Here is a 19,101-nt window from a genome sequence, read left to right on the forward strand (position 1 = left end):
CTCACCGCGTGGGGCGGGGGGATGGTGGGGGGTGCCGCAGCCGAGCCAGCCTACCGGCTGGAACGCGCGGGGCCGTCCCGGCGCTGACCCTCGCCCTCGCCCTCACCGGCTGCTCGACGACGGGCGAACGCCCCGACGAGTCCGCCGGTTCGCCCTCCATCGGTTCGCCCTCCGCGGAGCGCACCCCGGCCGCCGGCACCCCCACCCGCGAGGAACTCCGGGTCGACGGCCGCACCCGCATCTACCTCCTGCACCGCCCCACCACCCCGCCCGCCGAGGGCACCCGCCCGCCGCTGGTCATCGCCTTCCACAGCCGCGGCGGCACCGCACCGGAGCTGCGCGAGCAGAGCCGCCTGGACCGGAACGCCAAGGCGCGCGGCATGGTGATCGCCTACCCCGAGGGCCTGGACAACGCCTGGGCCGCGGGCACCCAGGCCACCCCGCAACGCCCCGACCTCGACCTCGATGTCAGGTTTACCGAGGCGCTGATCGCCGAACTGGTCCGCGAGCAGCGCGCCGACCCCGGGCGCGTCTACGTCACCGGCTTCTCCATGGGCGGCTCGATGGCCCTGCGGATGGCCGCCGACCGCCCCGGCCTGCTCGCGGGAGCGGCCGCCGTCTCCGGCGAACTCCCCACGGGCGCGGCCGAGGTCCGGCCCACCGGCCCCGTCCCGGTCATGATCGTCTACGGCGCCGACGACCCCATACGCCCCATCGACGGCCTGCCCTCCCCGTCCCCCGTGGCCGGAGAGCCCGTCACGCCCACCAGGTCGGCCCGCTCCAGCGCCGAGCTGTTCGCGAAGGCGGGCGGAGCGGGTGCCCCCACCACCCGGGCCGAGCGCGGCTACGACCGTACGGTCTGCGTGTGGGCCGCTCCGCGGGCACCGTGCAGTTCCTCGCCGTGCACGACGCGGGCCACACCTGGCCGGGCTCGGCCATCACCCCGCCGAAGGGCTTCGTGCGCACCAGTACGGCGCTGGACGCGACGAGCACGCTCCTCGGCTTCTTCGCCGAGAGCCGGTGACGGGCGGGGCGGCCCGCACCACACCGCACCGCTCTGGATATCTGACGACTCGTCAGTTACCGTCGCAGCCCGACCGACCGCCCGCCGCCGTGCCGCTTCGAAGGGGTGAGCGCAATGGAGACCCGTCCCCAGAGCCCGCGACCGCCGGGAACCCCCCGCTGGGTCGCCCTGTTCCACCGGCCGGCGTCGGACACCTGGCGGGTGGGCGCGGAGGCACCCGACCGCGAGCCCGTGCTGTACGCGCTCGGCGAGATGGCCCAGACCCTGCGGGCCCGCGGGGAGGACGTGACCGTCGACCTGTGGGGCCCGCACGACGGGGCCTGGCAGCGGTACGACATCGCCGCGCCCACGGCGCAGCAGGCGCCCCGGCCGGCGGCCCCCGCCGCGGCCTCCGCTCCCGTCCCCGGTCCCGGTCCGGCTCCCGCTCCCGCGGAATCCACCCCGCTCGCCGAGCGCCTGCACAGCCGCCGGCACCAGGCGCTCATGGCGGGCCTGGGCAAGGCCGGCCTCTACGACCTCACGGCCGAGGACGTGGCGGCCGTACAGACCGTCGTGGACCGGCTGGACGAGGCCACGGTCCGCACCCTGGCCCGGTGGCTCGCGGGGGCGGGCCAGGGGCGCTGATCCGCGCGCCCGCGTACCCATGGCTCAGCCGGCCGCCGGATAGCGCCACCCGAAGGTGCCCAGCGCCCGCGCCCGTTCCTCCACCACCGCCATCCGGGCCGTGCGCTCGGCGGGGTCGACGTGGGGAGCCTGGCCGGTCACCTGGCCCTCCCACTTGCGGTAGAGGAGACCGGCCTCGGCCGTGAACCAGCCGCGGCTGACGGCGTTGAGCGCGAGCAGCAGACCCGTGTCCTCGGAGGCCGGCAGGGCCATCCAGCCGCCGAGGGCGACGAGCAGGTCGCGGCGGACGAAGAGGGTCGCCGGATGGATCTGCGCGCGGAAGTCGTTCGCCGCCCAGAAATCCAGGACGGCCCCGCGCTCCACGGGCCCCTCGGCGGGATCGCCCGGGAAGCCCACCGTGGAGCCGTCCGGGAGGAGGTCCAGCGCCCGCGAGGCCGCCCAGCCGAGAGCGCGGTCGCCCTCCAGGGCGGCCAGGTCACGGGCGAGAGCGCCCGGGGTGAGCCGGTCGTCGGCGTCGAGGATCCGCACGTACGCCCCGTCGGCGTGCGCGAGCGCCATAGTGCGGGCGACGCCGGGCCCGCCCGGGCGCCCCTGCCGGAAGGTCACGCGGGGGTCGTCGGGGACGTATGGGGTGACGGCGTCCGTCGTGCCGTCCTCCTGGATCACCCAATGCCACTCCCAGCCGCCGGGCAGCTCCTGCGCGCAGAGCGACGCGTGGGCCTCCGGCAGGAAGGGCGCCGAGGGGGCGTGGACGGCGGTGACGACGACGATGCGCCTGCTCACAGGGGTCCTCACCTCTTTCCCGGCGGCACGCGAAAGGCCCGACCGCTGGCGACGGGGGATGCACCAGCGATCGGGCTATGGCCAAGACTAACAACGCCGGTAGGGCAGCGGGAGCCGACTGCTCGGCCGCATCGGGAAGTTGTGATCGGGATCACTCATTCTGTACGTCGGTGAGGCCCTGAATCCATGAGCCGTCCGGTGTCCTCAGCCGCCGCACGGAGGCTCGTACGACAGCCGGGGCAGGTACTCGTGCCACTTCTCCGGAGTGAGAACACCCCTGGTGGTGGCGCAGATGTGGCTGATGGCCCGGTCGACGTCCAGGTTCCACAGCCGGACGGTGTCGGTGCCGCTGGACACCCCGAGCATGTGGCTCTGGGGACTGAATGACAGGAAGTTGCCCGTCTTCGCCCCGGGGCTCATCGACTGGCCGATGGGCCCGGCGTCGGAGGGATCGGCGACGTTCCACAGCCGGATCGTGTTGTCGTTGCCGCCACTGGCCAGGGTGTGCCCGTCCTCGCTGAACGTGAGCGAGGCGACCGCCTCGGTGTGCCCGGTCAGCGGCGGGCCCAGCGGTGAGGCCTCGCGGGGCTCGGTGACGTTCCACAGCCGGACCGTGTCGTCGTCGCTGCCGCCGGCCAGCGTACGGCCGTCGGGGCTGTAGGCGAGCACGTTGACGGGACCCTCGGGCCCCCGCAGCGGGACGCCGTCCAGGGTGGGGCGGGCCGGGTCGGTGACGTCCCACAGCCGGACGGTGGCGTCCGCGCTGCCGCTGGCGAGGGTGCGTCCGTCCGGGCTGAAGACGAGGGCGTTGACATAGCCCCGGTGGCCGGTGAGCGGCTTGCCCCAGGGCACCACGTGGGAGGGGTCGGTGACGTTCCACAGCTGGAGGGTGCGCACGTCGTAGGCGGTCGCCAGGGTGCGCCCGTCCGGGCTGAAGGCCAGCGCCTCGGGGCCCATGAACCGGGTGCGCAGGGTGATCGGCGGACCGTGGGAGACCGGCCGGGCCGGATTGCTGACGTCCCACAGGTACACCGCGCGGCTGCCCGTCAGCACCGCGAGCGTGCGGCCGTCGGGGGAGAACAGCAGCTGCTCGGCGCCGTCCCCGGGCTTGAAGGGCGTGGTCAGCGTCACCGGCCGGTCGGGCCTGCGCACGTCCCACAGCCGGATGCTGCCGTCCCGCGCGGCCGTGGCGAGCACCCGCCCGTCCGGACGGAACGCCCCGCTGCGGCCGATCATGTCCGAGGTCGGCAGCGACCACAGGCGGACCTTGCTGTCGCCGCTGCCGGTGGCGAGGGTGCGGCCGTCGGGGCTGAAGCCCAGCGCGTACATCTCGCCGCTGCTCCCGGCGAGCGGCTCGCCGACCTGCGCCGGGTTCGCCGGATCGCTGACGTTCCACAGGCTCGCGGTACTGTCCGCGCTGGCCGCGGCGAGCGTATGGCCGTCCGGGCCGAAGGCCACCGACCAGATGGGGCCCGTGTGGCCGGTCAGCGGCGCGCCGACCTGGGCGGCGCGGGCCGGGTCGGCCACGTCCCACAGCCGGATGGTGTCGTCCGCACCGCCGCTCGCGAGGGTGCGGCCGTCGGGGCTGAAGGCCACCGAGTGCACCAGGTCCGTGTGCCCGGTCAGCGTGCGGATCTTCTCCGGCCGGCGCCGGTCGGCCAGGTTCCACAGCCGGATCGTGTCGTCGTCGCCCCCGGTGGCCAGGGTCCGCCCGTCCGGGCTGAACGCCACCGCCCGCACGGCGGCCGTATGTCCCTTGAGCGGCTCCCCGAGCGGTGCGGCATGCCCCTGCTCACTCATGTCCCACAGGCGTACGGTGCGGTCCTCGCCGACGGAGGCCAGGGTCCGCCCGTCGGGGCTGAACGCGAGCAGGTAGATCGTGCCGGTGTGGCCGGTCAGCGGGGTGCCGATCGAGCGCGGGTGGGCGGGATCGCGTACGTCGTACAGCCGGATGGTGCCGTCGTCCCCGGCGGTGGCCAGGGTGGTGCCGTCGGGGCTGAAGACCGCGCTGCTCACCCAGCTGGTGTGGCCGGTGAGCGGCTTGCCCAGGGGCTTGGGGCGGGACGGGTCGGAGACGTTCCACAGCCGGACGGTCCGGTCGTAGCTGGCGGTGGCCAGGGTCTGGCCGCCCGGGCTGAAGGAGGTGAGGTAGACGGCGCCTGTGTGGCCGAGCAGGGGAGTGGCCAGCGGCGCGTTGACGATCGAGACCAGCCGGTTGTTGGTGCCCGCGTCGTCCGGCCGCAGATCGTGGGCGACCAGGTCCAGCTGGGCGGAGAGCGACGGGTCCGTGTACTGGACCCGGTCGGCCTCGGCGACCACCTGCTCGAACACCGCGTCGTTGCGCTGCTGCCAGGCCACCACCGCCGAGCCGACGGCGACGACCGCCAGGACCACCAGGGCCGACACGGCACTGCGGCTGATCCACACCGTGCGCCGGCGCAGCCGCACCGAGGCGGCCAGGAAGTCCATCGCACCGCGGGTGAGGAAGGTGTCCCCGGCGGACTTCGCCCAGGCGTGGGCCTGCTCCAGGCGTGATCCCCGGTAGAGCAGGGAGGAGTCGCGGCCGGAGTCGTCCCAGGCCCGGCCGTCCTCCTCCAGCCGCTGGCGCAGCAGGTTGCCGCTGCGGTCCTCGTCGATCCAGTCCCGCAGCCGGGGCCAGGCGTGCAGCAGCGCCTCGTGGGTGATCTCGACGGTCTCCGCGTCGAGCGTCACCAGCCGGGCCCGCACCAGGGCCTCCAGCGACTCCTCCGTCTTGCCCGGGTCCGTCGACTCCGCCGCCAGCTGCCGTCGCGTGCCCCGCCGGCGGGTGGTCTGCGTGTCCTCGCCCAGCCGCACCAGGCGGAGCAGCAGCAGCCGCGCCGCCGTCCGGGCCGCCGGATCCAGCGCCGACCAGGCCCGCTCTGCGGTGGCCGCCACGGCTCCCTGGATACCGCCGGCCGCGCGATACCCGGCCAGCGTCAGCCTGCCGCCCTTCCTGCGCTGCCAGGTGGCCAGCAGGGCGTGCGACAGCAGGGGCAGCACCCCGGCGTCGTGCGTGCCCCGCGGCCCGTCCGCGCTCACCTCCCGGACGATCAGCTCCGCGAGCCCGGGCTCCAGTTCCAGGCCCACCGCCTTGGCCGGCCCGGTCACCGCCTCCCGCAACTCCGCGGTGGTGAGCGGCCCGAGCACCATGTGCCGGTGCTGCAAGGCGTCGGCCAGTTCGGGATAGCGCAGGCACTGCTCGTAGAAGTCGGCGCGGATGCCGAGGACGACGAGGGCGGGGGCGGAGGCGGGGGGCGCCGCGGCGTCCTGCCCGGCGGGGGTGGAAGGGGTGGAGGGGGTGGACGCGGCGTGCAGGAGCTGGATGAAGGTGCGCCGGTCGTCCTCGTCGGGGCAGAGGGTGAAGGACTCCTCGAACTGGTCGACGATGACGACGGGTGGGGTCGGGTGGGACGGCGGTTGCGCCGACGGAGTGTCCCGCGTGTCCCGCGTGTCCTGCGTTCCGTGAGTCTCCTGCGGCTCCTGCGTTTCGTGCGTTTCGTGTGGCGCCCAGGCCGCGAAGGCCGCCTTGACCGCGTCGGCGTCGATCTCCTCCTCCGCCCCGGCGGGGACGAGGTCGGCGAGCTCCGGAATGCGCCGCACCAGTTCCTTGACGGGATCGGCCCCGGGCACGAGCTGGAGGACGGGCCTGCGCTCCGGACCCAGCACCCCGCCCCGCAGGGCGGGCACCAGGCCGGCGTTGAGGAGCGAGGACTTCCCGGCCCCGGAGGCGCCGACCAGCATGACGACACCCCCCGTGGGCCGCGCCTCGCGCAACAGGTCCATCAGGGCGTCCGTACTCCGCTCCCGGCCGAAGAACCACCGGGCGTCCTGATGCCGGTAGGAGGCGAGTCCCCGGTACGGGCACACGCCCCCGGCGACGGCCGGGGCATCGCCCCGCTCCGCCTGCTCCTCACCCGGCTCCGACCCGGCCGCGGTGCCCTGGGCCGGGTCGGCCACCGCCCGCTCCCACAGCCGCTGCCACTGGGCCAGGTCGTACAGTCCGCCCGACACCGGAACCGGCCGCGCGCGCCGCGCCTGCGGGATCAGCACGTGCAGCACGGCGGCCAGCGCGCCGAACTGGGCCGGTACGTTCTTCGCCCGCCGCCAGTCGCTGATCCGCTGCGCGGACACCCGTACCGGACGCCCTCGCTCGTCGACCCGCTGAAGCCGTACGACCGCCTCGGACACGCTTTTCAGGGGCGGATTGCCGGCTTCCTTGTAGAGCAGCGCGAGGCGCTCGGCGAAGGCCGTGCGTGCCCCAGAGTCGGCACTCAAGGTCTCCACCCCTTACTTTCCCCGCGCTTGAACATCCGGACCGGAAAACTCACTTTATATGGCTGACCTGCGAAGAAGCCGTCCGTCCGGCACCGGAACCTCCTCCACCGGATCGTCAGCTGGCAGGATCCCGACCCAGCAGCACAGCAACCGGACGTCGCCCACACAGGCCACCAGCCCAGTGCCCGGAGGGGCCACTCATGACGCCGTACGTTCTCGGTCAGCTTCCATGTGATCCACCATCCGCCGAAGACGCTCGCTCTGTGAGCCCGGCGCAACGGTACGGATCCGGACAAGTGTAAGGATCCGCGGGAAACCGTGTGGATCCACCAGGACCTGTAGGGATCCCGCGCCCGTCATGGAGATCCGTACGACCCCCGCAGGGGAGCGTCGGATTCCATGAAGGACACGGGGACGCCCCGCGGCCCGCACCGTCCGGTACCGGTCCCCACGAGGGGAGGGACCGGTACCGGACGTAGCGATTCCGCTCGGCGGAACTCAGTAACCGGGCCGCAGGGGAACTGAGTAACCGAACTGAGTAACGGAACTGAGTACTTGCGCGCTGGTCGGGGCCGCAGCGATCCGGAAGCCTCGACCCATGAGCCGAGGACCGCTGACACATAGCCTGCTGACACACCGCCCGCTGGCACACCGCCTGCTGCCGCCCGTCGTGCTGGCCGCGATCTCCCTGTCCCTCTGGGCCGCCTGGCTCGGCTGGGACCAGCACCGGGACGTCCATCCCGACGGCTCGACCACCGGCCCCTACGAGGCCTGGCAGGTCATCGGCCTGGCCCTGACGCTCCTGGTCCCGGTCTGCTGGGCGGCCGCCCGCCGACACCCCGTCGCCGCGGTGACCGGCACCACCGCCGGCCTGGCCGTCGCCGCCTTCTACGACTGGTCGGACGACGCCACCGGCCTCTTCGGCGTCGGCGTGGCCATGGTCACGCTGGGCAGTCTCGCGGTGACCGCCCTGGTCACCATCGTGATCACGGCAATGAAACGTGACACACCCCCCCGCGCGGAGCGGCTCCCTCCTGCCAAGCTCGGGTATGTGACGTACGTAGTGAGCGTGGACGCCTGCATCCCGGAGGGCACTTCGGAGATGGACCCACTTCAACGAGCGGGCGCGGTCGCGCTCATCGAGGACGGCTTCGACTCCGTCAAGTCCGTGGAGGGACCCGACGGTGTGCAGGTCGACCTCGTCGACACCATCGTCGCCGTCCACCCGGGCGGCGCCCTGCTGAAGGTCGTCGTGGACGCTCCGGCGCTGGAGTACGCCGAGGACGCGGTGCATGCGCTGGTGGACGAACTGCTGGAACGTTCCGAGCTGCTGGCGGACTGGAAGATCGAACGGTGCGAGGTCGAACTCCACCAGGGCCTGGCCAAGGAGAGCCTCGACGCGGCCGACGGTCCCGACGTCCCGCCCGAGGACCCGGCCGCCCGCAAGGCCCGGCACGCCGAGCGCGCGACCGCCGCGAGCACCGACGGCAGCGACGACACCGAGACGAAGGCCACGGCCGTACGAAACCGGATGCTGCAGCTGGCGGACGAACTGCGGTCGTTCTCCCCGGCGATGTTCGGGGTGCGGGACACGGGCGACACGGAGCGCGCCGGGGAACGCGCTCTGGAGTGCGCCGTCCCGCCGGACAGCGCCAGACTCGCGGCCGGTGCCCTGGTCCACGCGACCGACGTCCTGGTGGACGAGCTGTTCGAGGACGTCCAGGTCCTCACCCAGGAGGACACCAACGTCGCGGAGTGCGAGGGCCCCCTGTGGCACCTGGAGCACCTGCCCGACCGGTACGCCCTGCGCTACGACGCCCCCTTCGCCCGCCGTTTCCTGGTCACCGTGATCGCCCTGACCACCCGCTTCACCGACGGAAGCTTCCGTCGGCTCAGCTGTGTGGCCGAGGAACTCGCCCTCAGATTCCTGCTCGGCCAGGCGACCACCGCCCTGGAGCTGTACGGCCTCCTCGACGACGACGTCTCGGCCGCTCTCGACGCGTTCACCGACACCGTCTACGACGGCATGGACCACGAGTGGCTCTACGGCGACCCGACGGACGAGGACGACGAGGAAGCCCCCGACGACGTGGCGGCCCTCACCATCGCCCCCACGACACCCATGGCCTTCGCCTCCTGGTTCACCCCGTTCGACGAAGGCCGGTACATTCACCCGTCGGCGACGGACGAGCCCGCGCCCTGAACCGCCCACTCGACGAACTGCACGACCACTCCGTTGGGATCGGTGACCTGGAACAGCCGCTCACCCCAGGGCTCCTCCCGCAACGGCATGGTGATGTCCACCCCCTCGGCGCTCAGACGCTTCTCCTCGCCCTGGATGTCGCTGGTGGTGAAGGCGAGGATCAGCCCGGAGGCACGCCGGTCACGCTGGTCGGCAGGCAGGACCTGGGTGCCGCGGGCGAGCAGCACGATGTCGACAGCGGCGTCCGGCCGGGTCAGCGAGGCGAAGCCGTCGGCGGCGGCCTGCTCGGTGTACCCCAGATGGGCCGTGAAGAACTGCTGGGAGGCGGCGACGTCGTCGACGGTGAGCGAGACGGTGGACGCGGTGATCTGCAAGATGCCACTCCGGGTGATAGAAAATCTTACTACGAACGTAAAGTTACCCCGACCCACTGAGGGGAGTCAACGTAAAAATACAACGAGTGTAAGATTGCGCCATGGCTACTGCGACTACTGCCGTCACCTCGTCGTCCGCGCCTCCCGCCGGTCTGCGGGAATCGAAGAAGCAGGAGACCCGGCAGCTCATCTCCGACCACGCCACCCGCCTGTTCATCGCCCAGGGCTTCGAGCAGACCACCATCGCCGAGATCGCCGCCGCGGCACGGGTCGCCAAAAAAACAGTGACCAACTACTTCCCCCGCAAGGAAGACCTCGCCCTGGACCACCAGGACGCCTTCATCGCCTCCTTGGCCCACACCGTGGCCCACCGCCGCCCCGGCGAGTCCGCCCTGACGGCACTGCGCCGCGCCTTCACCGACGCGGCCACCGCCGCCGACCCGGTCGCCGGCTTCTCCGGCCCCGACTTCGCCCGCATGATCGCCGACAGCCCCACCCTCACCGCCCGCCTCCGCGACCTCCACGACCTACGAGAGTCCGCCCTGGCCACCACCCTCGCCACCACCACCGACACCCCCCACGACGACATCACCCCCCGCACGGCCGCCGCCCTCCTCGGCGCCGTCCACCGCACCCTGTTCCAACGCATCCAGGACCTGACCCTCGCCGACGAGTCCCCTGCGCGGATCACCACCACCGTCACAACGGAGGCGGACCTCGCCTTCGACCTTCTGGAACCGTCCCTGGGCGACTATGCGGTGGCTTGACCCTCACGCCGCGACACCCGGCAACGTCAGAGGGCCCTCACCTACCCGGTGAGGGCCCTCTGATCTGCTACTCAGCTGTCGGGGTGGCGGGATTTGAACCCACGACCTCTTCGTCCCGAACGAAGCGCGCTGCCAAGCTGCGCTACACCCCGATTGCCGCTGCTTGTCGCGGCGACGTCGTTTACTTTAGCCCACCGGTGGCCGGAGACGAAATCCGGTTTTGGCCCGGTGGCGGACGGGGTTGGGGCGGGCGTGGTCGAGGGCGATGAGGAGGAGGGCGAGGGCGTAGAAGCTGAGGCCGAGGAGGAGGGCGTTGCCGAGGACGCTCTTGTAGCCGTGCTGGTCGACGTCGAGGAAGGGGTAGAGGTAGCGGTCGGGGGTGCCGGGGAGGAGCAGTTCGCCGCGGCCGAGGGAGAAGGCCAGGTAGGCGAGGGGGTAGAGGAGCCAGGGCGTGGCCTGGCGGAGGTGCAGGCGGCCGGGGGTGGTCAGGAGGAGCCAGTCCAGGAGGGCCGCGGCGGGCACCGCCGTGTGGAGGATGTGGTGGGCGAGGGTGTGCCAGCCCGACGGGGAGGCGGCGCCGCCGGCCAGAGGGCTCGTCGTCGAGAACGGGCTCGCCTCGTGCGCCAGGAGCAGGTGGTACACCAGCGCGGTGATCGTGACGTAGAGGAGGGCCGCGCCGGTCACGGCCGACGACAGGGGGCGGCGGGCGCTCCACGCTCGGCGTGCCGAGGCCAGCATGACCAGCGCCAGCAGGATGGCGCTCTGTACCGAGAAGTAGCTCAGGGCCCGGACCGGGCTGCCGAGGAGCAGGTCGAGTGTCACCCCTGCGGCCGCCAGCAGTGCGATCAACAGGCGGTACACGGCGGCCAGCGGACGGCGTACGGGCGCCACCACCGCCGTGGCGGGGACGGGGGAGGGCAGCAGCGCGGGCATGCCGGGGATGGCGGGCAGGTCCGGGATGTCCCTGGGTATGGGGGCGGTCATGCCCTCACGCTAGGCAGGGGCGACAAAAGGGGCGATGCGGGCGGGCCGTGCGGGTTAATCCCGACCCGGCCCGTCACCTCCGGCCCATCCCATCGTCCCCGGCTCACCAGCCCCCTCCGGGGCTACCACCCCAGAAGCATCAGACGCCCCCTACCCGCGCCCCACCAACGTCAACAACGTCACCTCCGGCGGACACGCGAACCGCACCGGCGTGTACCGGCTCGCCCCGCACCCAGCCGACACGTGCAGATACGCCCCATGGCCGTCCGCCATGTGCCGGGACAGGCCCTTGACCCGGTCCGTGTCCAGGTCGCAGTTGGTGACGAAGGCGCCGTAGAAGGGGAGGCAGATCTGGCCGCCGTGGGTGTGGCCCGCGAGGATCAGGGGATAGCCGTCGGCCGTGAAGGAATCCAGCACCCGGAGATACGGGGCGTGGACGACGCCCATGGAGAAGTCCGCGCCGGCCGACGGGCCGCCGGCCACCTCCGCGTAGCGGTCGCGCTTGATGTGCGGGTCGTCCAGGCCCGTGAGCTCCACCGACACGCCCTCGATCTTGAGCATGCCGCGCGTGTTCGTGAGGTTCTGCCAGCCCGCCGCGTCGAAGCCGTCCCGCAGGTCCTCCCACGGGTTGTGGATCACGCCCACGGCGGGTGCGTTGCCGTTGAGGCCGTGGCGGCCCTGGGCCTTCTCGAACAGGTAGCGGGCGGGGTTGCGGAGGGTGGGGCCGTAGTAGTCGTTGGAGCCGAAGACATAGGCGCCCGGGAACTCCATCAGGGGGCCGAGGGCGTCCAGGACCTCCGGTACGCCCTCCGGGTCCGACAGGTTGTCGCCGGTGTTGATCACGAAGTCCGGGCGCAGGCCGGCCAGCGAGCGGAGCCAGCGCTGCTTCTTGCGCTGGCCGCCGACCATGTGGATGTCGGAGACCTGGAGCACCCGCAGCGGGCGCATACCGGAGGGCAGGACGGGGACCGTCACCCGTCGCAGACGGAAGGAACGGGCTTCGAATCCCGCGGAGTAGGCCAGTCCGGCGGCGCCAACCGCCGCGATTCCCAAGGGAACTCCGTATCGCGCGCGCATGTGTCCATCGTGTCAGACCGCGGAGGTGTCCCCGACCGCCCGCGACGGCGTCCCCGGCCGCCCCGGTGAAATGCACGGGCGCCCATCACCCGACACCTGCGACAATCAACCCCATGACCACGCTCAAGTCGAAGCTTCAGGAAGACCTCAACGCCGCGATCAAGGGGCGCGACGAGCTCCGCTCCTCGACGCTCCGGCTGACGCTCACCGCGATCACCAAGGAGGAGGTCGCGGGCAAGGAGAAGCGCGAGCTCTCCGACGACGAGGTCCTCAAGGTGATCACCAAGGAGGCGAAGAAGCGCCGCGAGGCGGCCGACGCCTTCGCGCAGGGTGGTCGTGCCGAGTCCGCCGAGCGGGAGAAGGCGGAGGGCGAGGTGCTCGCCGCGTACCTGCCCCAGCAGCTCGGCGACGAGGAGCTGAACGACATCGTCGCCCAGGCCGTCCAGGAGGCGAAGGCCGCCGGGGCGGAGGGTCCGCGGGCCATGGGCGCCGTCATGAAGATCGTGAACCCGAAGGTGGCCGGCCAGGCCGAGGGCGGCCGCGTCGCCGCGGTCGTGAAGAAGCTCCTCGCCGGCTGAGCACCCCCGGACGAGCCGGGCACCGGCACGCTCACCACACGCGACACCCGGCCCCTTCACGACACCCCCGCCGCCACCTCCGTACACGACACATCCGCGTCATGCGCCACGACCCGGACGCCGTCGCGGGCGGATGAGGACCCCGGCAGGTCGACCGTGAAGCACCGCCTGGCCATCGCCTCCGCGGGGCCGAAGAGGGACGCGGAACGCTCGTAGACGCGGGAGAAGCCCACAACGGCGCGCATACGGCCGTCCGCGGACGCGGGGCTCAGCCCGTACAGCAGGCCGTTGCCGTGCCCGTTGCCCGCGGTGGACTCCAGGGTGTCCTGGACGTCCTCGCGGGAGAGCGGGCCGCCCGCGCCCCCTGCCGCGCCCCTGGCGACGAGGGCGTCCGCGAAGCGGCGGGCGTCCTCGCGGGTGCTCTCGAACGCGGCGTGCTCGCGGTCGGACTCGCGGGAACCGGCGACGATCCAGGAGACGACGAGCGTCACCAGCAGGGCGAGCAGGACCGCACCGAGGGCCTTCGCCCAGGGTGCGGTCCCGCCTCGCTGTTCAGCCGTCATGCTCGCCTTGGTCGAGAGTCATGCCCGGCCGGCTACAGCTTGCCGAGCGCGCGGCGGAAGGCCGCCGAGTACGCCGACGTACCCGTGTTGTTCGGATGGTAGCTCTCGCGGCTGACGCACCAGGTGCCGCCGACCTCGCAGCGGAAGTCGCCGTCTCCCTCCGGGGCGGTCACGATCTTGTTGATGCCCTCGTTGTCGTCGCAGGCGCGCTTGCCCTCGAAGTCACTGTCGGGGGACTCGAAACTGACCGGGAGCCCCTGGGACTTGAGGGAGGCCACCAGGGCCTGCTGCTTGGACTCCATGTACTCGCCCATGTTGTTGATCCGGATCATGCCGGCCCCGCCGACGCCGCTGACGCACAGCGTGACGTTCTCGTTGAAGAGCCGGGGGTAGCCGAGCAGCACGATCTTGGCCTTGCCCGCCACGCTGTGGATCTCCCGCAGCACCTTCTCGACCTCGGGCATCGTGGCGTCGATGTCCGCCCTGACGTCGGCGTCAGCCGGACAGCCGGTCGTGGCGCAGCTCTGCATCACGGCCGGGAACCCGGCGTCGTTGCCGCCGACGGTGAGGGCCACCACGTCGGTGTCGTCGCTGAGCACGCCGGACTCGATCTGGAACTTCTCGTGGAAGTTGCCGTCGAATCCCCAGGTCTCCTTCCCGTCGCTCGTCGGGGTGCCCGGCATCAGCTGCCAGGTGTGGGCGCCGGAGCAGGAGACGTCCTGGAAGTCGAGCGAGCCGGCGGCGGTGTCGGCCAGGTTGCCGATGGTGTCGGAGAAGCCCGGGAAGGTCGTCTTGCGGGCCCAGGAGTTGGCGCTGCGCCGGCAGGCGTTCCAGGTGGGCTTGCCGTTGTCCAGGTCGGAGGCGGTGGCGTAGGAGCCGGCGCCCTCACCGGAGGTGTACGAGTCGCCGAGCGCGACGACCATCTTCGGCTTGGCCGACAGCGGCTGGAAGGCGATGGCGTCCCAGGCGACGTCGTTGTCCGCCGTGCCGTCCGCGGACTCGTTGTCCAGGCTGACGGAGGGCGTGCCCTTGAACCGGTACGTGCCCAGCTCGACCCACTGGTTCTTCTTGGACTTCTGGTTGAGATAGCGCTCGCGGGAGGTGCCGTTGCCGAGGTCGACCGTGTAGTGCGCCTGCTGGCTCTCCGCGCCCGTGGACGGCAGATGGACGAGGACACGCGCCCACTGGTCGAGGCTGCGGCCGAGCTTCCAGGTGCCGGTGACCTTCATCTGGGTGATGCGGTGTTCGGCGTTGCGGGTGTGCGCGAACCAGAAGTGCGCGCCGAGGCCGCCGCCGACCTGATGCAGGTCCTCCTTGCCCTCGTAGGTACCGTTGTTGGAGGCGAAGTCCCAGGTCAGTGAGCCGTTGCTGATGTAGGACTTGGTGCAGTCGGAGCGGAAGGTGCCGACGCCGTCGGCGACGTCGTCCACGATGATCGCGCTGGAGCCGGCCCCCGAGGGCAGTCCGCCGATCCCGCACTCGGGCATCCCGCTGTTGCCGCGGCCGAGTTCGGACCGCAGTGTCTTGTACGTCAGTGTCTCGAAGCCGCAGGTCCCGCTGCACGAGGCCCACTTGGCGTCACCGTCGTACCAGTACTGCTTGTAGCAGGCCTCGGTGGTGCACACCGGCGGGTTGGTGGCGTCACAGCCGTTGGTGGAGTTGCAGAAGGCGCCCAGCGGCGGCTTGATGGCGAGCGTCCGGTAGCCCGGGTCGTTCCACCAGGCGGCCTGGTAGCCGTGGGTGTTGCCGCTGTCCTGCACTCCGGAGTCGTTGTAGGAGCGGCCGGTGTCGATGGGGTAGGCGGCCCAGCCCATCACCTTCTCCGGGTACGGCCAGTCCTGCGGGTGGGCGGCGTCCGCGTAGCTGTTGTTGTCGAGGAAGGCGTTACGGTCGGCCGGGTACTTGGGGTTGGCCGGGTTGTTCAGCCAGCCCAGGCCCCATTTCCCGGTGGAGTCGGGGGTGTTGAAGCCCAGGTTGTAGTTCCAGACCGCGGCGAACCAGTTCTCGATGTTCCGCGGGTCGTCGTCGTTGACCCGGACGGTCTGGCCGGTGGTGTGCAGCTCGTTCCACTTCTTCGCGAGCGTCTGCGCGGCCACGGCGACGTTCGCCGTGTAGTCGAGCGCGATCGCGCGCTGCTGGGCCTCGGGGAACGCGGGCGGCTTGCCGGGCTGCTGGCGCGAGGAGCTGCTCATCCCGTCGGTCTGCTGCCCCATGCCGTAGCCGCAGTCCGCGTCGGCCCAGTCGATCGTCCAGATCTTCTCGGGGTCGTAGCCGGTCGTGCCGGGGTAGATGTTGGTGCCGTAGAAGTTGCCGATGATCGGGTTGCCGGTCTGGCCGGGCAGGGAGTGGAAGGACGCCTGCCACATGTTGGACTCCTGCGCCAGCACGCCGAGCAGCACCTGCGCCGGGATCCGGGACCCCGCCGCCGCGCCCTTGAGCGCCGGGATGGGGAACATCGTGGACGGTGAGACCGCCGTACCGAGCCCCGCGTGCGAGCGCCAGCCGCCCTGGCTGATGTAGCCGCTGGTGAGGTTCCCCCGGATCGCCATGTCGACGGCCCACTCGACCTGGTTGGGGGTGGGCTGGAGGGCCTGCTGGTTGGGGTCGTTGCGGGGGATGGAGCAGGTCCGCTCGGGGTCGTAGGTGGTGTTCGAGGAGTCGGCAGCGGCGAGCGAGGAGCCGGTCGTGGCCGCCGGCTCGGAAGCGGCCGCCGACTTGAGGGCGGGCGAGAGCCGTTCCGCCGCGGGCGTGGTGTCCGGCGCCACCGTGAAGTCCACGTCCTTGCCGGTCGCGGGCACGGTGGCCTCCACGGTGTACGGCAGGCTGTCGGCCTCCGCGGTGGTCGCGAGCGGGTTGGTCACGTGGGAGCGCAGCCCCGTGGACACGGCCCGTTCGACGACCAGCCGGCCGTGGGAGGAGACCTCGGCACCGACGTCGGCCGGCAACCTGTCCACGGTGTCCGGCAGGGGGGCCACGTCCTCGGGCTTGCCGGTGAGGAACAGCCGGCCCGCCGTACCGGCGGACAGGCCGACCTTGCCGAGGGCGCCGTGCGCGAGCGCGGTCAGCTTGCCGCCCTGGGCGCGGCGGACGGTGACGTCGTCGTCCTTGCGGTCGAGGAAGGCGAGGCCGCCCTCGGCGTCGGGGTGCAGATGGAAGGCGGGGCCCGAGGTCTTCGCCAGGAGCGTGCGGGAGCCGTCGGCGCCTATGCGGGTGAGCCGGTTGCCGACGGCGGCGACCATGGTGTCACCGACCGGGACGGCCGAGGTCGCCTGGCCCGGCACGGTCACCGGGGCGCTCACCTTGCCGGTGGCGGTGTTCAGCCGCAGCAGCCGGGTCTGGCCGGCCTCCTCGTCGGCGGCCTGGGTCAGCACCGCCGTCTCGCCGGTCCCGCAGCCGGGGTTGAAGTAGGCGAGCGAGACCTGCTCGCGCAGCTTGGTCACCTTCTGCGTGCCGAGGTCCACCACCGCGGCGAACGCCCCGCGGTCGAAGAGCGCCGGCGTGTTGGTGAACGCCCGGGGCGCGTACGCGACTACGGCCCGCTTGCCCGAGCCGGTCACACACACGTTGCCGATCCAGGCGTCGGCCTCGAACCCGTCCTCCCGCAGCGCGGCGACCTCGCGCCACTGGTACGCCTTGGCACTGTCGGCGACCAGGACGTGCAGGCCCCGGGAGTCGCCGACCACGGTGACGGCCCGGTCCTTCGAGGTGCGCCAGTCCTTGGGCAGCGTGCTGTCGGGCCGTTCCACCTTCGGCGGATGGGTCTGCGCCGGACCGGGCGGGGCCGGATCCTGACCGGCCCTCGCGGGCTCGCCCGGTGCGGACACCGCCGGGTCGGCGTCTGCGGCGGCGGAGGCGGCCCAGGCGGGTCCCGACGGCAGCAGGGCGACTGTCACGGCCGTGATCGCCGCGGCCGACCATCTCTTACGGACTCTGCGTCTCATCCAGCTTCTCCTGAAGTGGGAAAGAGCTTTTCTACGGCAATGGGGCGCAGGCAAATGTGCCATGCGCCCCAGCCGGGCAGATCCGTGTCGGTGCAGCTGGCGTGAATACGCCGTCAGCCGATTTCCAGCAGTCCGAGTTCCTGGGCCCTGGCGCCCAGGGCGACCCGTCCCGTGGCCCCCACCCGAAGCATCAGGCCCTGTACTCGGCGTTGTACCGTGCGATACCCCATATTCAGACGCCGGGCAATTGTCGCGTCGTCAAGACCTGAATACATCATATTGAGGATCTTGCTCTCGATTTCAGTTATCTCCAGCACCTCAGGCAATGTCATGCGCCCCCGTCAAACGGTCCCATCACATTGTGTACACCTTATGAAAAATTCGAGGAAAGCGGAAGCAGAATAAATCTCGCCAAGTTGGCCAATACGGTGCAAGGTAGGTGGCGTGATCACGCCAAACCGGCTGTTCGGCTGACCTGAAACATGCGGTCGCCCCTAGGGTCACCGCATGCATATGGTCAAAAAGGCCTTGGTCGGCCTCCCTGCCGCGCTGGCGCTTCTGCTGGGCGCCCCGGGAGCCGCCCAGGCGGACGACGGATACGTCCACTGCAACGCGTCGAGCAACGACGCGGGCGGTGACGACTGCACGGTCAGCTTCCGCGACGAGAGGAACGTCCTGGTCAGCGAGGCCGTGTTCGTGGCCCACGGGGAGCACCTGTACCTGCGTGACCACAAGGCGGACGGCCGCGGGATCGTCGTGGAGATCGGCGCCCTGTCGCGCTGGTGGGCCAACACCAAGGGCGGGGGAACCGTGGTGGAGGTGCCGCTGCCCGACATCACCGAGGGGCAGACGCTGGCCCTCAAGGTCTGCCAGACCGATGACGGCAATTGGCTCAACTGCACCATCGCCTATCCGACCGCCTGACCTGTCCGCTGAATTGTCCAAGGAGGAGAAAATGCGTCGGTATCAGAGGGCTCTGTTCACGGTGGGCACCGCGGCCGCGGTCACGGCCATGATGAGCACCAATGCCTGGGCTGGGCGGGACTGCCACACCAGCGCCAAGAACTACTACGCGTCCATGGTGTCCTTCACCGCCGACGGGGAAAAGGTGAACATCCTCGACCACGAAGGCGACGGGCATTCGGCGGTCGCCATTGTCGACGTCCACAACGACGTTCACGGCGGCACGTTCGAGAGCTACACGCTGTGGAACTACAAGGGCAAGGGCACGGGATTGCTCTACGACCTGGAAATCAAGGAGGGCACCCCTGTCGTCCTCACGGGATGCGTGGGTGAGTACGGCGACAAGAAGGTGATCTGGAGCTCGTGCGGCAGCCCGGCCGACGGGATCGCCTGACGGCACCAGGGTCACGTGGCAGGGGCCCGGCACATGCCGGGCCCCTGCCGTGTCACGACTGTTCTGTCACGTCAGTCGTGTCACGTCCAGGTGCGGGCGAACTCGTTCATCTTGTCGTAGCTGTCCCAGATGATCCCCTCGGTGGGGGAGCCCTTCCAGTCGCCGACGTAGCAGCGCAGGGTCACATGGTGGTCCTCGGCGAACTCGAGGTCCTTGTCACGGGTGGTGCCGTTGCCTTCGCTGTTCCAGTAGTAGTACGTCCCGTACCCCTCGACGCTGAGCTGCGCGACGATGGAGTGCCCGTCGGCGTCCAGGTCCTTGATGATGAGGTGCTCGCCGTAGGGCCGGAACTCGCAGTAGCCGACCTGGTTCCAGCCCGTGTAGATGCCCGCGTTCGCGTTGTCGGCCTGGGCGGAGGACGAGGTGAGGCCGACCACGGTGCTCAGGGCGGCAAGAGTGGTGGCGATTCTGGCTGTTCGGCGCACGGTCGCTTCCTTGTGGACGGGGACAACGGTCAGCGCCCCTGAGCG

The 19,101-nt window shown here is 71.3% G+C and carries 16 protein-coding genes and 1 tRNA gene; 7 read left to right on the top strand and 10 right to left on the bottom strand.

The features are described from left to right. Window positions 1-8 precede the first annotated feature (8 nt). Together SLINC_RS24825 and SLINC_RS24830 are read left to right on the top strand one after the other, a co-directional pair. Window positions 9-1,133 (top strand): CE1 family esterase, encoded by a 1,125-nt coding sequence (locus SLINC_RS24825; protein ID WP_225988380.1) that lies wholly within the window; start codon window positions 9-11, stop codon window positions 1,131-1,133. Between the two features lie 5 nt (window positions 1,134-1,138). Continuing rightward, entirely contained in the window at window positions 1,139-1,648 is a 510-nt protein-coding gene (locus SLINC_RS24830; protein WP_067437217.1) for a hypothetical protein, read from the top strand. Window positions 1,649-1,672: 24 nt separating this feature from the next. Here SLINC_RS24830 and SLINC_RS24835 read toward each other — a convergent pair whose 3' ends face one another. Then, a complete protein-coding gene (locus SLINC_RS24835) occupies window positions 1,673-2,431 on the bottom strand; it encodes a glycosyltransferase family 2 protein (RefSeq protein ID WP_067437219.1) in 759 nt (252 codons plus the stop codon). A 204-nt stretch (window positions 2,432-2,635) separates the two neighbouring features. Then, on the bottom strand, window positions 2,636-6,736 hold the full coding sequence (locus SLINC_RS24840) for an nSTAND1 domain-containing NTPase (protein WP_067437222.1): 4,101 nt from the start codon (window positions 6,734-6,736) through the stop codon (window positions 2,636-2,638). Between the two features lie 589 nt (window positions 6,737-7,325). Here SLINC_RS24840 and SLINC_RS50250 point away from each other — a divergent pair. Beyond that, complete coding sequence (locus tag SLINC_RS50250) at window positions 7,326-8,930, top strand: hypothetical protein (protein ID WP_310736452.1); 1,605 nt, start codon at window positions 7,326-7,328, stop codon at window positions 8,928-8,930. Here the strand turns inward: SLINC_RS50250 and SLINC_RS24855 are convergent. Continuing rightward, entirely contained in the window at window positions 8,897-9,304 is a 408-nt protein-coding gene (locus SLINC_RS24855; protein WP_067437225.1) for a VOC family protein, read from the bottom strand. The two genes, SLINC_RS50250 and SLINC_RS24855, sit on opposite strands and share 34 nt — an antisense overlap. A 101-nt stretch (window positions 9,305-9,405) precedes the next feature. Here SLINC_RS24855 and SLINC_RS24860 point away from each other — a divergent pair, with 101 nt between their 5' ends. Further along, window positions 9,406-10,071 carry a TetR/AcrR family transcriptional regulator gene (locus SLINC_RS24860; RefSeq protein WP_067437227.1) on the top strand — a complete coding sequence of 222 codons (666 nt, stop codon included), beginning with the start codon at window positions 9,406-9,408 and terminating at the stop codon, window positions 10,069-10,071. A 78-nt stretch (window positions 10,072-10,149) separates the two neighbouring features. Here the strand turns inward: SLINC_RS24860 and SLINC_RS24865 are convergent. The 3 genes from SLINC_RS24865 to SLINC_RS24875 all read right to left on the bottom strand — a co-directional run bounded on the left by SLINC_RS24865 (window position 10,150) and on the right by SLINC_RS24875 (window position 12,132). Next, a tRNA-Pro gene (locus SLINC_RS24865) sits at window positions 10,150-10,223 on the bottom strand. 34 nt (window positions 10,224-10,257) lie between these two features. Further along, entirely contained in the window at window positions 10,258-11,055 is a 798-nt protein-coding gene (locus SLINC_RS24870; protein WP_067437230.1) for a Pr6Pr family membrane protein, read from the bottom strand. Window positions 11,056-11,205: 150 nt separating this feature from the next. Continuing rightward, complete coding sequence (locus tag SLINC_RS24875; RefSeq protein WP_067437233.1) at window positions 11,206-12,132, bottom strand: metallophosphoesterase; 927 nt, start codon at window positions 12,130-12,132, stop codon at window positions 11,206-11,208. A 113-nt stretch (window positions 12,133-12,245) separates the two neighbouring features. Here SLINC_RS24875 and SLINC_RS24880 point away from each other — a divergent pair, with 113 nt between their 5' ends. Further along, the gene (locus SLINC_RS24880; protein WP_067437240.1) at window positions 12,246-12,710 is read left to right on the top strand and encodes a GatB/YqeY domain-containing protein; all 465 of its coding nucleotides are present in this window, start codon (window positions 12,246-12,248) and stop codon (window positions 12,708-12,710) included. A 56-nt stretch (window positions 12,711-12,766) separates the two neighbouring features. Here the strand turns inward: SLINC_RS24880 and SLINC_RS24885 are convergent, their stop codons facing one another. From SLINC_RS24885 to SLINC_RS24895, 3 genes are all read right to left on the bottom strand, one after another. Further along, window positions 12,767-13,273 (bottom strand): hypothetical protein, encoded by a 507-nt coding sequence (locus SLINC_RS24885; protein WP_067437244.1) that lies wholly within the window; start codon window positions 13,271-13,273, stop codon window positions 12,767-12,769. A 32-nt stretch (window positions 13,274-13,305) separates the two neighbouring features. Beyond that, entirely contained in the window at window positions 13,306-17,214 is a 3,909-nt protein-coding gene (locus tag SLINC_RS24890; RefSeq protein ID WP_225988381.1) for a golvesin C-terminal-like domain-containing protein, read from the bottom strand. A gap of 113 nt (window positions 17,215-17,327) precedes the next feature. Next, entirely contained in the window at window positions 17,328-17,546 is a 219-nt protein-coding gene (locus SLINC_RS24895) for a LuxR C-terminal-related transcriptional regulator (protein ID WP_067437250.1), read from the bottom strand. Between the two features lie 175 nt (window positions 17,547-17,721). On the opposite strand from SLINC_RS24895, the gene SLINC_RS24900 reads away from it, so the two are divergent. Together SLINC_RS24900 and SLINC_RS24905 are read left to right on the top strand one after the other, a co-directional pair. Beyond that, window positions 17,722-18,138, top strand: coding sequence for a hypothetical protein (locus SLINC_RS24900; protein ID WP_152039018.1), 417 nt, complete (start codon window positions 17,722-17,724; stop codon window positions 18,136-18,138). A gap of 31 nt (window positions 18,139-18,169) precedes the next feature. Continuing rightward, the gene (locus SLINC_RS24905) at window positions 18,170-18,571 is read left to right on the top strand and encodes a hypothetical protein (protein ID WP_067437257.1); all 402 of its coding nucleotides are present in this window, start codon (window positions 18,170-18,172) and stop codon (window positions 18,569-18,571) included. Window positions 18,572-18,651: 80 nt separating this feature from the next. On the opposite strand, the gene SLINC_RS24910 is transcribed toward SLINC_RS24905, so the two are convergent. After that, window positions 18,652-19,056 (bottom strand): hypothetical protein, encoded by a 405-nt coding sequence (locus tag SLINC_RS24910; RefSeq protein ID WP_152039019.1) that lies wholly within the window; start codon window positions 19,054-19,056, stop codon window positions 18,652-18,654. Window positions 19,057-19,101 lie beyond the last annotated feature (45 nt).

This window comes from Streptomyces lincolnensis (assembly GCF_001685355.1).
Classification (GTDB): Bacteria; Actinomycetota; Actinomycetes; order Streptomycetales; family Streptomycetaceae; genus Streptomyces; species Streptomyces lincolnensis.

Coding starts and splice junctions, on each gene's coding strand:
- SLINC_RS24875 (WP_067437233.1), bottom strand. CDS start 12,132: ATGCGCGCGCGATACGGAGTTCCCTTGGGAATCGCGGCGGTTGGCGCC.
- SLINC_RS24885 (WP_067437244.1), bottom strand. CDS start 13,273: ATGACGGCTGAACAGCGAGGCGGGACCGCACCCTGGGCGAAGGCCCTC.
- SLINC_RS24890 (WP_225988381.1), bottom strand. CDS start 17,214: ATGAGACGCAGAGTCCGTAAGAGATGGTCGGCCGCGGCGATCACGGCC.
- SLINC_RS24870 (WP_067437230.1), bottom strand. CDS start 11,055: ATGACCGCCCCCATACCCAGGGACATCCCGGACCTGCCCGCCATCCCC.
- SLINC_RS24860 (WP_067437227.1), top strand. CDS start 9,406: ATGGCTACTGCGACTACTGCCGTCACCTCGTCGTCCGCGCCTCCCGCC.
- SLINC_RS24830 (WP_067437217.1), top strand. CDS start 1,139: ATGGAGACCCGTCCCCAGAGCCCGCGACCGCCGGGAACCCCCCGCTGG.
- SLINC_RS24880 (WP_067437240.1), top strand. CDS start 12,246: ATGACCACGCTCAAGTCGAAGCTTCAGGAAGACCTCAACGCCGCGATC.
- SLINC_RS24900 (WP_152039018.1), top strand. CDS start 17,722: ATGCATATGGTCAAAAAGGCCTTGGTCGGCCTCCCTGCCGCGCTGGCG.
- SLINC_RS50250 (WP_310736452.1), top strand. CDS start 7,326: ATGAGCCGAGGACCGCTGACACATAGCCTGCTGACACACCGCCCGCTG.
- SLINC_RS24895 (WP_067437250.1), bottom strand. CDS start 17,546: ATGACATTGCCTGAGGTGCTGGAGATAACTGAAATCGAGAGCAAGATC.
- SLINC_RS24905 (WP_067437257.1), top strand. CDS start 18,170: ATGCGTCGGTATCAGAGGGCTCTGTTCACGGTGGGCACCGCGGCCGCG.